Here is a 15062-nt window from a genome sequence, read left to right as displayed (position 1 = left end):
CCGTAACCTTTTAAATAAAATCATCCGCGATGATGGATTCAACCGTTTCAGACGAAAAATATTTTTGAACATATGAAATTGAGCTTTCTGACAACCTGCGCAACTTTTCTTCATCGCTATATAACTCAATAATTTGTGCTGCCATTTGCTCACTGCCATCGGCCTCAACCAAATAACGGTCAATCTCCTGCAAACCTTCAGAGCCTACAGTAGTCGTTACAATAGGTATCTGATTATATAAAGCCTCAACTACTTTTCCTTTTACCCCTGCACCATATCGGAGAGGCACGACTGCAATTCGAGAGGATTCATACAATTGTTCGAGTCTATCATCTGTAACAAAACCGTGTACAATGATTGAAGCACTCGCCAAATCTTTGACAACCTCAGGCGGATTGGAGCCAACAATATGAATTTTCATGTCTGGCGACGATTTTAGAATAGTAGGGAAAACCTCTGAAATGAACCACATTACACCATCTACATTCGGTTTATGTCCAAAGCCACCAACAAAAAGCAAATCTTTAGTGCTGCGAATATTTCTATTCAATTTTGCTTTTGAAATATCATAAATATAAGCTGGAATAGCTTTTGCCTTTAAATCCGGAAGCATTTCGTGAATTTTGTTAATTTCAACTTGAGAAGGATAATATACGACATCCGCCTTTTGAAATAGCTCAACCTCAATTTTCTTCCATCTATTCGATTCTTGTAGAAGAAACTCGTTTTGGGTAAGCTCATATTCACGAAGCTCTCTCAAATAATGAAGATCATGACCATAATAAATGACTTTAGCCTTTGTATGTTTTCTAACCATATCCATATATTTAATAGATATATGCGGACGATTTAGAAAAACAAAATCAATATAACTACCGTTTTGAGAAAGCCATTTTTCTATATTTTTCTCATAGTGGCTACCGTAAAGCACTTCTACTCCCATTTGTTCCAATTGCGTTGTATAAGGCTCATGTTTGAAATAATTATCACCTATGAACTTTACATTCATGCCGGCATTCACAAAAAATCCAATGTATTGAAAGATCGTTTTACTCCCTGCATCTTTATCATAATGAGGGACATAATGATCAATAATCAGCAATGTCTTTTTTCTGGAACTGCGGTCTCTTGCATGAAAAACATGTTCGCCATTCATAAATTGTTGGCTTAATTGTTTTTCCCACTTGGCGATAAACTTCTCTTTATTTTTTACTTGATAGCTCTTTACACCGCTCCCAGTATCCGTTCCATGGGAAATCCCCTCGAAATGCACAACTACCGATTTAGGCTGCAATACTACCTTATATCCATGTTTTCTAACTTCAAATGCTAAATCTGAATCTTCGAAATAAGCAGGGACATATCTTTCATCAAAACCACCGATAGTTCCCCAGAGATCATGACGAATTAATATAGCTGCCCCAGATATGTAGTCCACTTCTTTTACATAATTGAATTCAGCAGCTGCCGGATCACTTAACCGGCCATAATTCCAGCCGCTGGCGTCGTTCCATATGATCCCTCCAGCCTCCTGCTGCCTGCCATCTGGATATATGAGCTTGGAGCCTACCATACCAATGGAATCATCCGATTCAATTAATCGTACTAAACAATCGAGCCATTCAGATTGAACATTCGTATCATTATTTAAGAAAAAGAGGTATTTACCTTTTGCATGCTTAGCCGCATTGTTGCAATTCAGCAAAAAACCGCGATTGACTCCATCCCTCACTACCTGAATATTCGTTACATAATCGCTTATATTTATCGTTTCATCTGAGGACATATCATCAGCAATAATAATCTCATAAGCTATTCCTTTAGTATTTTCCAAAATGGATGCTAAACAAGAATACGTATAATTGAATTGATTATAAACAGGAATAATAATAGATACTAATGGGCTAGTAAACTGCTCAAATTCAAGCTTCGAGTATTCTTTATGTTCAAACAGTTGAACCGCTGTACTTGAATGGGAATCTTCTACATGACGATCCACATAAGTATCAATACGATGCTCCAGTTGCTTTGCTTCCTCGGCGTTCATATAATATTTCAATTTTTTGAGATTATTTTTATTTAAACTTTTCATTAGAAACTTTGGATTTTTCACAAACTTATTGAACAGCTTTAGAAAAACTCTGCGTCTACTATTAGACGGCACAGCAAAATCCCTGACAGCGTAGTATTTCTTCAAAAGACGCCAGCCGCCAGAGTTATAGATATTGTCCAGTTTTCTTTCTTGAACGAGAAGCTGTTGAATATGCCCCTCTTTATTATAAATCGTCTGATTTCTTTCTTCCGCTAATTGCTCCAACTGCTTAATACGCTCATTCTGTCCAAATACTTTAGCATCAAGCTTTTCTAAATGCAGCTGTAGATCGCGAAATTCTTCATCTTGCTGTCTCTTATCTATATTCAGCTGCTCTTTTTCAATATATAGCCGTTCAATTTCGCGGTTTTTAGTCAGTACTTCTTGATTTCTGGCCTCGACTTCTTGTTTTTTCGACTCAAGCTCTTGACTTCTGGCTTCCATTTCCGAAAAACTCAAGGAATTATTTTGAACGTTCAAGGTTGAGGCATACTTCCTGGCTTCACCGAAAACAAAATTCTGAAAGCTATCTTCCATTGCTTTAAAAATGTGAACATTCGCCTGCCTTATACCTAAGAAAGTATACACTTTCGCCAATTCAACAAAATCTTTAAAATGCTTGGAATACTTAACTGAAAACTCCGTTACTGCACGAAACATTACGAATTCTATTGGAATATGAAAATTAAAAACCCATTCATAATCAATAACGGTTAGCTGGCCGCTCCCATTTATCGTCAAGTTATCAAAAGTTAAATCTATATTGGCATGGTTCATACAGTTAACTTCCGGTATGCTTACTTTTTGCTTAAAAACCACTTCAAATGATGGATCCGACGTAAATAGTTCAAAAGAAGACAGCTCTTGTTGAAGGAGCATATTTCGGTATATTCCTAAATACTCAAAAAACAAATCTCTATTATTTTGCTTAATTGCCTGAAACAATAAAGAATCCAGAGATGGAAACTCAGAATAATTAAAAACAATTGAATCTTTATCCAATGTTGGCTTAACAATTTCTACTGCTCTCATAGACTGCTGAAGTATCGTATAATTATTAACCATTGACTGAATGTGCCCAACGGCTTGAATCGTCATCGCTTTTTTACGCGCATACAGTTGGCCTGAATCTTTGTAGATCATCGTCTCTGTCTGAAAATCAGGCAAGCGTTCTCTATTATATTTAGCATACAAAATTTCCACTATTTATCACCTTGCCTAGAGAAAATTAGAAATGAATTAGAGAAAAAAGGAAAATGGTCATTATCAATTAAATTATTCATGGCAGCTTGTTCGTCAAAAATTAAGTACCGATCGCGATCATAATTTGGTGATGTGCGTAGTTCTCCTGTTTTGGGCAAATACTCATCTGAAAAAATTTGGTTTGGCAATTTATAATCTGGTATCGGATAATAGAACTTCCCTGCTGTCATTCCTGCTGCAGAAAGGATTTTCTCCAGCTCCATTCTGCTGAAGGTCTCCACTCCATTGTTATTGGTGTAGCCTTCAATACTCTCGAATAAAGCACCTGTATGGTCCTCACGCGCACCTGCCCAGTATTTTAGGCCAAACTTATTTTCAATCGCTATAATTAATACGCCATCAGGCTTAAGAAAGGTTTTAACCCTCTCTATAAAATCAACGTGCGGATTTACTCCATCAATATATTTCCCAGCGTATTCTAATACGCCAATTAATGTAATGTAGTCAAACTTCTTCTCAAGCTGCACTTCCTGCATATTGCCTACAAATATGTTTATGTTGTCATGCTGCTTGCATCTTTCCGAAATAATTTGAGCTCTCTTCTGCGATAACTCGACTACTGTGACATCGTTCACTTTTTCACAAAAAAGACCTGTTAACGCGCCACAGCCTGCACCAATTTCCAGCAAAGATGCATCTTTTTTAAAAGGGTACCATTGCAGAAGATTCCATCTTAATGGAGATAAATGATAAAGAATCGGCCATCTAGTATTATGATGCAAAATGTCGGTAAACGAGGTATTGTTCTTAACGATTTCCAATAGCTCGTCTTCAATATCCCCGTCGCTATATTGATCATGGCCACTATAGTAATTCAGGTTTAAATCCAAACTATTCTCTCCCATAGCTCCCTCTTTCCTACCCTATCCGTTCAATATAAGTATTGGTATTCAAATTAGTAATACCTACAATTGATTTAAATAATACAACCTTGAAAAAGAGAACGTCGTATAGGCGGTGATAGACTACTAGATCATCGCCATTATATCCTGTACAGCCCAAGGACAGCATGTAATCTCCATGTTGAAGGTTTAATTGATGGGTAAAAGTAATGACCACTTCATCTCCTTGGTTATAATCGCCAGTCAAAATACCATCATACCAAGAATTGCTTCCCGCAATTTCCAGTCCTTTCACATCTTTAATGGTATAAGCGAATATCGGATTAGAAACAGCTTGATGAAAGTAAACCTTCATCTTAAACGTAGTCATCTCGTCGCTTTGAAGTGTAGAATTTAAATGATTCGTTTCATTAAAAATACCGTAGTCAATAATTTCCACCTGACGGTCACCATATTCCACAAGATCAGGGTGGACCTCCATCTTTTCTTTCCATTCACTTACCAGCTCAGCTGATGTTACTGCATTTTTCTGTTCACGCTTTGCCGTGCTGCTTGTTATAATCTTTTTAAATACATCCACCATCTCTTTAGGTGACCCTTGATTGATCAGCTTGCCTTCATTCAGAACAATAGCGGAAGTACAATATCTAATAATGCTATCTAAAGCATGGGTAACGAATAGTATCGTTTTCCCTTGTTCTTTAAACTCATCAAATTTACGATAGCACTTCGCTTGAAAATGAATATCCCCCACTGCCAGAGCCTCATCGACAATTAAAATGTCGGGATCCACATTAATAGCTACAGCAAACGCCAATCTTGCAAACATCCCGCTCGAATAAGACTTAACTGGTTGATAAATAAAATCCCCGATATCTGCAAAAGCCAATATATCATCTAGCTTAGCTTCAACTTCTTCCTTTTTAAAACCCATTATCGTTCCGTTAAGGAATATATTCTCAATTCCATTGTACTCCGGATTAAAGCCTGCACCGAGCTCGAGCAGCGCCGCAATCTTGCCATTTACAGATACGTTGCCCGATGTTGGTGTAAGAACACCAGTAATAATCTTTAACAATGTAGATTTCCCAGAACCATTTTTCCCAATAATGCCAAGCACTTCTCCTTTTTTTAATGAGAAGCTCACATCTTCTAAGGCGCCGAAATCCTTATGAAATTTTCTATTTGCAAAGTTAACCGCTTCTTTCAAGCGATCTACTGGTTTATCGTACAACTTATACGTTTTATTTAAATTCTGGACTTCAATAGCATATTGCCCATTCACAGTTATTTCCCCTTTCATTTACAACACATCTGCAAAATGAGGACGGAGTTTTTTAAAGATAAAGCCCCCAATAATGAGTATCACAATAGTTACACACCAAAAATACAAAGTTGATAACGGATGCTGCCAAAACCATTCATGATAAATAAAAGAATCCCGATACCCATCCGTAATATAATAAAAAGGGTTCAACTTAAATAAGAAATGATATTTTTCCGGTATTATGGATATTGAGTAAAAAATAGGTGTCAGCCAAAAGCCAAATTGCAATACCATTGCCACAAATTGGCCAACATCTTTTAGGAAGATAACAAGAGATGCAGTAATCCATGAAATTCCCAAAACAAGCAGCATAGCACCCGCCAGATAATAAAAAACCTGCAAGTTATATAAAGAAGGCGTATATCCATATATTGCAAACATCACTAAAATAAAGATAAGGAAAAAGAGATGTACATATAGAGCAGAATAAATTTTCACAACAGGCAAGATACTGACTCTAAAAACTACTTTTTTCACTAAATAACTATTATCAACGATAGAATTCGTAGCATTTTGAATGCTATCTGAAATAAAAAACCATGGAATCATCGCAGAAATAAGCCAGAGAATAAATGGAAAATTATCGACAGGAACATTTTTAAACCCGACTTGAAAAACGAACCAAAAGATAAGAATTTGAATGGTCGGTTGAATGAACGCCCAAAGCACGCCTAGGAAAGAGCCTAAATATCTTGTCTTAAAATCCCTTAATGAAAATTCAAAGATAAATTTTTGAATAGATTTCATTTCTTTAAATACGTTTAAAAGCATTCTGTCTTTCCTCATTTCCCCATATGATTGCAAACTTGCTTATATATTAGACGAATTTTACGACCAATTTGTTTCTACTTTTAGTTAATAGCATTAAGCTCCCCTCATGTATTCTATCAATAACGAACAGTAACGTACACCCTTTTCTTATTCCCAGCTTACCGCTCAAACTGTTGGTTGATACTACTTAACGCCCCCCTTATAGTAATCGACTCCCTCATTTGTTAAAATAGTACTATGAAGAAATCTACTACGCATACAAGGAGTACATATTAATGAGTTCAAGGAAAAAAGCAACACAAAACACAGCGGAATTGTCTAAAGAGCAGCCGCTGTTGCAAGGGTTATTGACACTTGGCTTGGCTTTGTTCGTCCTTATTTTCCCATACGAGCGCGGATTGTTCAATGGCTACGAGTATGGCTTTGAGTCTCCCATTTACAACGCGGCCATCTATGGCTACGTTCTACTCGCCGCAACCGCCTTGTTCGCTTATCTTACGGGCTGGAAACTGAATAACCATCGCAGCGTGCTGTCGATTGCAGTTTTGCTGCTTCCGGCCATCTATTGGCTCTCATCGATGCAGGCCGTCTCCAGCTATTATGCCAAATTTATGACGTTTGTCTTTTTCCTGCTCGCTGCCCTGTTTCTGACCAGTCTATATGCCGCTGGAAAAGTACAGATGCGAAAATGGCTGGAATATGGCGTTGTGCTCTCTGCCTATTTAATCGTATTTTTCGGCCTGCTGAACTTGTTCGGCCAGCAATATTACAAGGATGCGATGTGGCTCGCCCACGATGGCTACCGGCTTAGCTCAGTCTTTCAATATTCCAATACATATGCCGGCTTCCTAATTGCCATCTTTCTGATCGCCGCTTATTATGCCGCAACCTGTGAGCGCTGGTATATGCGCCTAGCTAATTCTATTATGCTCGTACCAATTTTAATTTCTTTTTTTCTCGCTTATTCGAGGGGCGCCCTCGTTATTATTCCAGTAATGCTTATTGTACTTCTGCCTTTCCTGAAGCTGGCTAGGCAATTTGCCTATGTCGTCTATGCTGGTCTATCCGCTTTGCTGACGCTCGTTATTTTGGGCAAAATCACGGCTAATACAGAAGCTATTTCCGCAATTGTCCAGCCGACCGAAACGAAAGTGGCGACGACGATTTCGATGTTCGACAAGCTGCCGCTGCAAAGCTGGGCATTGCTTGCAGGCGCAGCCCTTGTTAATGCAGGACTGATCATGCTTATTCACAAGAAGCTGTTCCCTTGGATCGAAAAGAAAAGTGCACGCCTTGCGCAGCGCAAATGGGCGTTTGCTGCTTTTCCCGCTGCTATTGTCGTTGTCGGACTATTGGCAGCCGTATTGCTTATTACAAGCGACGGCATCCGTGATCTGCTGCCTGAGAAAATGGCTTCCCGATTCGAAAACATCAACTTGCAGCAGCACAGCGTTCTCGAACGCTGGACCTTCTATGAGGATGGCCTTAAGGTTGCCAAAGACTATCCGCTGCTCGGAGCTGGCGGAGGCAGCTGGCAGGCTCTATATGAGCAATATCAAAACAATCCATATTGGAGCAGACAGGCGCACAGCTTCTTCATTCAAACGCTAGTTGAGGTGGGCTGGATTGGATTTGCTGCGCTTATCGGGCTGCTCGTTTATGTCTATTACTTATACATTCGCTCGTACATCTGTTACCCTGAACGTCGGGGCAGCCACTTGATCTTTTTTATTTTGGCAACGACGCTTCTGCTGCATAGCGCTATCGATTTTGATATGAGCTACGTCTATTTGAGCGCTTTGCTGTTCATTAGCTTGGGCGCTATGATTGCGCCATATGGCAAATCGCTTGCGTTTAAACAAGGGGCAGAACAACCCGTACAGGGCAGCGCAGTAAAATGGATCTATCCATCTGCCATCGGCGTGCTCGCAATTGTCCTGCTCGTCGGCTCCGCGCGCGCGAACGGCGCAAACAGCACGTTTCAGGATACGTATAATACGGCTGCTGCTGGGAAGGCGCAGCTCAACCAACTGCTGCCTTCACTCAATAAGGCCATTAAGACTTCTCCTGATCATTCCGTGTTTAGCCTGACCAAATACGAATGGCTGATGCAGGTCTATGAGCAGACGCAAAATGCTTCCATGAAAGATGAAGCGCTGCAGACGCTTGCAAGCGGCAAAGCCAATGATCCTTATAACCGTTCGTTCATTATGGCCCAATATCAAAATGACAAAAAGGACGGCAAAACAACAGAGATGCTACAGGTGCTGGAAGAAGGCATTAGCAAATTCCGTTGGGATATCGAGTTTTATGATCATGCCATTGTTGAATATGTCGCGGCCATTAGCAGTGATGCTGGAAATGCAGAAAGCTACCACAAGCGTGTGCTGGAGCTTAAAGCGGAAGTGGAGCGGCGTATCGCCCAGCTTGCGACACTGCCTCCAGAACAATCGCAGGGACGCGACTTCAGCTTCACACCTGCGATGCAGCAAGCACTAGCTTCTATTGAAACCAAATAAGCAATTGCCACAAGAATAAGCGCCTTTCCGGCCTCGTCTTTAAGCGGTTGAATCTATGCATTACTTACGCATAAACCCGTTTTGAGACGTTCCCTAGGAGGCGCTTTTCCTATTTTTCTGACATGTTTCCCGCCGCGGCAGAATAAATTGCATTAGAACGTTCTAAATTCTCATACCGGCCGGAAGGAGAAACCTCTATTGAATCGATCGTCTAATTCAAAGTGGTCGTTTGTAGTCATGCGCGGCGCTGACAAAACCGTCAAGCAGTTTCATGTCTCAAAGCGATCCGTCATTGCGGCCCCTGCCGCAGCTGCACTGGCCGTGTCAGGCTGCTTTGCCGCCCTCCAGATCAAATCGGTCTTCGAGCTGCATGAGCTTGAGGCGCAGCTTCAGGAGCAGGCGACGCAGCAGGATGAACAATCTCAGCAGTATCAGCATACCGTCGCCAATAAGGATGAGACGATCCTCGCCCTACAGCAGCAGCTGGCAAGCCTTGCTCAGCAAACCGAGGACATGCAGACGCGTGTAGATGAGCTGCTCGCACTGGAAAACAAGCTCAAACAGTTCATCGACAAATATGGCAGCTCTGACTCTGGGATAGACACGAGCAGCCACAAGCTTGGGCAACAATCTGAACAGTTGTACAAGCGCGAGCAGGCTTTGGCACAGCAAGCCGGTTATGATACGAGCGGTTCCTTGCAAACGAGCGGGATGTCCTTTCGAGCTTTGGCTTCCTCTACCTCGTTTGACGTTCAATCGTTAAGCGCAATGATCGACTCTTTGGAGGAAACGATGGCGCAGACGCTGCGGCAAGCACAGATAAGAAGGCAGCAGGTTGATTCCTATCCATCAGGCTGGCCTACCTATTCGAAGAAGCTGACGTCCAGCTTCGGCTACCGCAAAGATCCTTTTACAAGGAAAGCCGTCTTTCATGCCGGCATTGATATTGGCGGCAAAGCAGGCGATCCTGTTTTCAGCGCGGCGGATGGAACGATTAAGGAAGTCGGTACTGGAGGCTCTGAGGGCAACTATATCATTATCGACCATCATAACGGGCTGAACAGCGTTTATATGCATATGCAAAGCATAGAAGCCAAGGAAGGAGAACAGGTCGTGCGGGGCGAGAAAATCGGCCTGCTGGGCTCTACAGGCAGAAGCACGGGGCCTCATCTTCATTTTCAAATTATGCAGGGCGACGAGGCCGTCAATCCTTTGCCCTACTTGCTTCAACCATCCTAAGCTGCGAAACAAGGAGGTTTTTCCATGTCTATTTTTAAGGAAAACAAACGAATATCCCCTACGGATACACTAATTGGACAGGGTACCCATGCGGAAGGCAAGCTCATATGTGAAGCAGGCCTGCGTATTGAAGGCGAATATCGTGGAGACATTGAATGTGTTGGAGATGTCATCATTGGCGAATCTGGAGTAGCTCGTTCAAATATAACGGCGAAGGATTTGACTGTAGCAGGCAAACTTTTCGGGGATATTACGACAAAGGGGCGGCTCACGATTACTGCAACCGGGCAAATCACAGGAAACATTTATGCCCATTCCTTAATTATTCAAGATGGCGGAAGCTTTAATGGCAGCTGCCATATGGAACGGGGTCAGGCCCCGCTCACACGCCCGCTTTCGGAAACAGACAGCGCAGGGAAAGATAACGCTGCTAAAGACGGCAGCAATCGGGATAAGGCCCGTCAGGCCGTCTAGCAAGCGTCCAGTGTGTGCCAATGAACCATATATAAGCATATAAGCAGCAGCTTGAAGCACTCAGCTGAAAACACATAGAACAAGCAATCGGATTGGATTAGGGGAAGCAGCCTGCTAACAGCATTCGGGAACATACTGTGCAAAAAGCTTCACTTATATTTGAACATACAAAAGCAGGGCAGGCGAATTATCGCCTGCCCCTTTACTTTTTACTTGCTTTTGCTTTTGCTTATTTCTTGCTAATCCAGCTGTGCACCTTATTCAGGAGTCAGGCTGGCAAGGTTCCTTTTTTTCTACGAATTAGAACTAAGCCGGGGCGAGCTCCCATCTCCCATCATGCTTATGCGGCTTCACTACGCGCCAACGTCACGCTTAGCGAATACAAACCAGGTGAGTGCTGCGAATATTGCATAATACACAGCAAGCACGCTTATCGCGAAGCCGAGCGTCCGATCACCAACGTTTCCGGTCAAATAAGGCACCAAATCCAATTGGACGAAAAACAAGTAGTCCACCCATTTATAATTCATCAGGCCGATAAATGGACCGATGGAAATGGAGGAAAATACGAGGAAAATGGATAGCCCGATAGCAAGCCCGCCGCTCCGGAATACCGTTGACAGCATAAACGCTATCATCGAGGTCACAAGCAGGGCAATAAAGCGCATCAAATAATATTTCATATTATATACTGCCGCTGAGCCTTCAAATTGGCCATCAGCAACTAAAAAACCGTGAATTTCTGCAGCCGTTACATTCGTATGGTCAAAAAACAAAAAATTGAACGCAATAGTAAATGCATATAGCAGCACAACCTGTAACACCGCGAACAGCACGACTGAAATATATTTGGACAATAAAATTTTCCATCTCATCCACGGGCGAATAAGCAGCAGCTTAATCGTTCCGCTCGTGAACTCCTCAGCAACGCTCCCCGCCGCAACGACGGATGTGAACATGGCAATAAGCATATAACCTACTGCTGATTCATATTTTACAAGTGTCCACATCGATACCGCACTGTCTTTGGACATAAAATAAACGGGTACGGTCATAAATACAACCAATGCCAGCAGCAGGCCCGTCATAATCCAAGTTCTTGTGCGGAGGTATATTTTCATATTTTCATTCAATAGCAGCTTGCTGAAGTTATACAATATGACCGCCCCCCGTCTTCTCGAGGAACCGATCCTCTAAAGATTGATGCTGTGCCTGAATGCCGTATACTTTAATGCCTGCCGCTACGAGCTTTGCATTAAAGCTAGCGACCGCTTCCTGATCCGCCCCAATGGCAATGGCGTGGCCAGCCCGTTCCCCCGCTATTCCCTCATTAGCCGCAACAGCCAGCGCCGACTCTAAATCGTCCACTTCAAAAACGACCCGCTGCGTTGCATTCTGTTCCGACTCTCTGTTCTTCTCGACCTGGACGACCTCCACTAGCTTGCCCTGCTGGATAATGGCTACCCGGTCGCACATCAGCTCCATCTCGGCAAGCAAATGGCTGGAGACGAATATCGCCAGTCCCTCCTGCTTGGCCAGCCTTTGCAAATAATCGCGAAGCTCACGAATGCCCATGGGATCCAGTCCGTTCGTCGGCTCATCCAGAATGAGCAGCTTGGGCCGATGCAAAATCGCCTGCGCCACACCAAGCCGCTGCCTCATGCCAAGCGAATAGGTATTCACTTTATCATGTATGCGCGAGCCAAGGCCGACGAGCTCCGTCACCTCCTGAATACGTGAATGCTCAACACCCGGAACCATCCGGGCAAAATGAACCAAATTTTGATAACCAGTCATATATTTGTACATCTCTGGATTTTCGACAATGGCACCGACATGGCGAATCGCTTTCTCAAATTGCTTTGAGATGCTGTGACCATCAATTTTGATCTCGCCTTCTGTTATTGAAATGAGGCCGACCATCATTCGGATCATTGTCGTTTTGCCGGCGCCATTGGGACCGAGGAAGCCGAATACTTCACCAGCCGGCAAGTCAAGACTGAGATGATCAATGATCGTCCGTTTGCCGATGCGCTTCGTTACATTTAGCATTTGTACGATTGGCTGCTCCAATTTTTATTTCCTCCTTCTCCAGTGGATCGCATGTCCTGTCACATTTCTAATAGCGATCTAATAATGATCTAACATTAATCTAACTACAACTAACCTTACCTAGTATAATCGAATTAGGAAACGATTGGAATATGTACACGAATCATAGAAAAAGCCTCCTGCTACACAACTTCTGTAGTCAGGAGGCTTTGGGATGCAGGATAAAAGCTCGTTTGATAGGGATCAAAATCAGATTTAGCAGTTAACGGGATCACTCCGCCTGTTGCGCCTTGCATTTGTGCCTCCAACTTGTTAGCATGGCCAGCTTGGGCCTGAGCACAGGCTCTACAACAACCTAGCCGATTTACTACACGGAAAAATCCGGTTCGGAACAACACATTCGCTTGCCCAGTAGGTATCATGTTTTGGCATCCGACGCAATAGAACTGCTCCTGAGGCTGAATCACCTAATCACTCCTTGTATACTTAATGTATCATAATTTATGTAAAATGTTACGTAATGTATCTGTTTGTTTATATTTTATGGTATTTAGCGAATAATGTCAACAGAAAACTCAAATTTTGTCGCCTTACAGAAACATCGAACCCTGACAGCGATATGTCAGGGTCCTTATCCTCTTTTTTATAGAAGCCGAAAGCTTTAAACCGCATCCGTTTCTATGCTCATTTGTTTTTTCAGAAGCTCATGAATTCGATTCCGCTCCTGATCGCCGACGATGTAATACCATACTTTATCAATCATCGTTCCGCTGCCGCTTATTTCAATGCTATCCACCTTTTCGATCCCGGTCCCATATTCTTTAAAAAAGATTTTCATCTCGTCAAACGATATATTCGTTCTTACATTGTCACCCATCTCGGCAAGCAGATTGCTTATTTGCGTAGCTCCATATAAGGTAAATACATTGGAAATGAGCTGCTTTAGGACGGCGCGCTGGCGGTCATTTCTGCCCCTGTCCCCCTTCGGGTCCTCATATCGCATGCGAGAATAAAGCAGCGCCTGCTCTCCATTCAACTGAATAGGCCCTTGCTCAAACGTATGACCACTGAAATCAAAAGCATAAGGATTGTTGACGGTTACTCCGCCAAGCTCGTCTATGATTTTTGAGAAACCTTCCATATTGACCCGAATATAATAATCAATCGGATAATCAAGAAAATGCTCTACCGTCTGCTTTGACATTTCTACCCCGCCAAAAGCGTAAGCATGGTTTATTTTATCCGTCGTGCCATGTCCAATAATAGCCGTTCTCGTATCACGCGGAATGTTGAACATAAAGATCGAATGCTTGAGCGGATTCACCGCCATGACAATCATGGTGTCTGTTCGTCCCCGATCATTCGTTCTTTCATCTACACCCATTACTAATACGGTGAACGGCTTCTCCGCAGTTATTGCTTCTTCTATGCCGGATATTTGCAGCTCCGAATCTGAGCTGACGTATGGTGTAGATATGATGGGCTCGAACATATCAGCAGCCGTTTTTTTAAATTTTCCATAAAGATACCAGCTGTATAGGGCCGTTCCCAAGCCAGCGACCAGACATACGGTGCTGACGATAATAAGTGAGCGTTTCACCCATCGTTTCACCCGAAGAGCCTCCTCATTTGACAAAAGTGCTTCCTGCGTTCAAACTGCGATATAGCTGATGGATTTTCCGCTGCTGCGGCTGTTGGGCGAGTAATTCTTCGTTTAATAGGCGGGTAATAATGGATTTGATAAGCAGTGGGGGCTGGAAATGCATACCGTACTCGAAAACATTATCCGTTCGTTTACGCCAAACGACATTTCCCTGAAGCCGGATGTTTTTGCCTGAAAGCTTCATGCGGACTTCTACCATGTACATCCGATGTACGGGGAGCCTTAAGGAAGACCAAAAGCATAAACCCTCCTGGCTTAAATTCAGCACTAATACCGTTCCAGTAGATGGACTCATTAAATGGCCATGCCGATTGAGCAGCCTCAATCCTGCTTTAATGCCTGGCCTCAGCTTTAAACGCACCTTGCTGCGTGAGTTTTCCTCTTTACCGTCCATTTATTTCTCCTTATAGGTATAAAGTGATAATGACTTGGAAATAATTTGATACGTTATGTATCAAGCTTTTCCTTCACTTTAAGATACAAATTGTATCATGTCAAGCAAAAAAAACGTCTAACAATATTTTTTGCGACATTTCGTTGCAACAAATGCAAATCTAACGTTTCCGTATTAATATAGGTGTAGCAGTTATAATCCAATAAGTGTGTATACAAACTAGGTTTTGCATAGCAAAACCTGCCGTTTATATGTTGTAAGCAAGTTTATGCTTACAAAGTTGGTTTGCTGAGCAAACCTAAGACTATGCTTACGATGCTAGTTTGCTTCGCAAACTCAAGTTAATGCTTACGAAGATGGTTTGCTGAGCAAACTAAAGTTAATGCTTACGAAGATAGTTTGCTTCGCAAACTTTTAGGAGGGGTC

The 15062-nt window shown here is 42.4% G+C and carries 11 protein-coding genes; 3 read left to right on the top strand and 8 right to left on the bottom strand.

What is annotated here, in order from left to right; genetic code table 11:
• Nucleotides 1-10: 10 nt before the first annotated feature.
• The 4 genes from AC50Y5_RS07430 to AC50Y5_RS07415 are packed head-to-tail and all read right to left on the bottom strand — an operon-like array spanning nt 11 to nt 6295.
• The gene (locus tag AC50Y5_RS07430; RefSeq protein WP_494859506.1) at nt 11-3295 is read right to left on the bottom strand and encodes a glycosyltransferase; all 3285 of its coding nucleotides are present in this window, start codon (nt 3293-3295) and stop codon (nt 11-13) included.
• Nucleotides 3295-4200 carry a class I SAM-dependent methyltransferase gene (locus AC50Y5_RS07425; RefSeq protein WP_494859504.1) on the bottom strand — a complete coding sequence of 302 codons (906 nt, stop codon included), beginning with the start codon at nt 4198-4200 and terminating at the stop codon, nt 3295-3297. Before AC50Y5_RS07425 ends, AC50Y5_RS07430 begins: the two co-directional genes overlap by 1 nt.
• A 13-nt stretch (nt 4201-4213) precedes the next feature.
• The gene (locus AC50Y5_RS07420; protein ID WP_494859500.1) at nt 4214-5482 is read right to left on the bottom strand and encodes an ABC transporter ATP-binding protein; all 1269 of its coding nucleotides are present in this window, start codon (nt 5480-5482) and stop codon (nt 4214-4216) included.
• An 18-nt stretch (nt 5483-5500) separates the two neighbouring features.
• Entirely contained in the window at nt 5501-6295 is a 795-nt protein-coding gene (locus AC50Y5_RS07415; RefSeq protein ID WP_494859495.1) for an ABC transporter permease, read from the bottom strand.
• A 275-nt stretch (nt 6296-6570) separates the two neighbouring features.
• Between AC50Y5_RS07415 and AC50Y5_RS07410 the strand changes: the two genes are divergently transcribed.
• The 3 genes from AC50Y5_RS07410 to AC50Y5_RS07400 all read left to right on the top strand — a co-directional run bounded on the left by AC50Y5_RS07410 (nt 6571) and on the right by AC50Y5_RS07400 (nt 10527).
• Complete coding sequence (locus AC50Y5_RS07410) at nt 6571-8814, top strand: O-antigen ligase family protein (RefSeq protein WP_494859493.1); 2244 nt, start codon at nt 6571-6573, stop codon at nt 8812-8814.
• A gap of 198 nt (nt 8815-9012) precedes the next feature.
• Nucleotides 9013-10053 carry a M23 family metallopeptidase gene (locus AC50Y5_RS07405; RefSeq protein WP_494859491.1) on the top strand — a complete coding sequence of 347 codons (1041 nt, stop codon included), beginning with the start codon at nt 9013-9015 and terminating at the stop codon, nt 10051-10053.
• A 24-nt stretch (nt 10054-10077) separates the two neighbouring features.
• Nucleotides 10078-10527 (top strand): bactofilin family protein, encoded by a 450-nt coding sequence (locus AC50Y5_RS07400; protein WP_063892545.1) that lies wholly within the window; start codon nt 10078-10080, stop codon nt 10525-10527.
• Between the two features lie 353 nt (nt 10528-10880).
• On the opposite strand, the gene AC50Y5_RS07395 is transcribed toward AC50Y5_RS07400, so the two are convergent.
• The 4 genes from AC50Y5_RS07395 to AC50Y5_RS07380 form a co-directional block, all read right to left on the bottom strand.
• Nucleotides 10881-11684 carry an ABC transporter permease gene (locus AC50Y5_RS07395; protein ID WP_056034144.1) on the bottom strand — a complete coding sequence of 268 codons (804 nt, stop codon included), beginning with the start codon at nt 11682-11684 and terminating at the stop codon, nt 10881-10883.
• Nucleotides 11677-12579 (bottom strand): ABC transporter ATP-binding protein, encoded by a 903-nt coding sequence (locus tag AC50Y5_RS07390; protein WP_494859734.1) that lies wholly within the window; start codon nt 12577-12579, stop codon nt 11677-11679. Before AC50Y5_RS07390 ends, AC50Y5_RS07395 begins: the two co-directional genes overlap by 8 nt.
• Nucleotides 12580-13240: 661 nt before the next feature.
• On the bottom strand, nt 13241-14191 hold the full coding sequence (locus AC50Y5_RS07385) for an LCP family glycopolymer transferase (RefSeq protein WP_494859488.1): 951 nt from the start codon (nt 14189-14191) through the stop codon (nt 13241-13243).
• A 13-nt stretch (nt 14192-14204) separates the two neighbouring features.
• The gene (locus tag AC50Y5_RS07380) at nt 14205-14636 is read right to left on the bottom strand and encodes a PilZ domain-containing protein (protein WP_056034155.1); all 432 of its coding nucleotides are present in this window, start codon (nt 14634-14636) and stop codon (nt 14205-14207) included.
• Nucleotides 14637-15062: the final 426 nt, after the last annotated feature.

It is taken from the genome of Paenibacillus sp. JT22N7 (genome assembly GCF_059383875.1).
Note: the sequence above shows the minus strand (reverse complement) of the source record. Positions and strands in the feature narration are given on the sequence as shown.

Bases quoted from the DNA above. Each gene is read 5' to 3' on its own strand.
- AC50Y5_RS07400 (WP_063892545.1), top strand. From the start codon at position 10,078: ATGTCTATTTTTAAGGAAAACAAACGAATATCCCCTACGGATACACTA.
- AC50Y5_RS07390 (WP_494859734.1), bottom strand. From the start codon at position 12,579: ATGCTAAATGTAACGAAGCGCATCGGCAAACGGACGATCATTGATCAT.
- AC50Y5_RS07380 (WP_056034155.1), bottom strand. From the start codon at position 14,636: ATGGACGGTAAAGAGGAAAACTCACGCAGCAAGGTGCGTTTAAAGCTG.
- AC50Y5_RS07425 (WP_494859504.1), bottom strand. From the start codon at position 4,200: ATGGGAGAGAATAGTTTGGATTTAAACCTGAATTACTATAGTGGCCAT.
- AC50Y5_RS07415 (WP_494859495.1), bottom strand. From the start codon at position 6,295: ATGCTTTTAAACGTATTTAAAGAAATGAAATCTATTCAAAAATTTATC.
- AC50Y5_RS07410 (WP_494859493.1), top strand. From the start codon at position 6,571: ATGAGTTCAAGGAAAAAAGCAACACAAAACACAGCGGAATTGTCTAAA.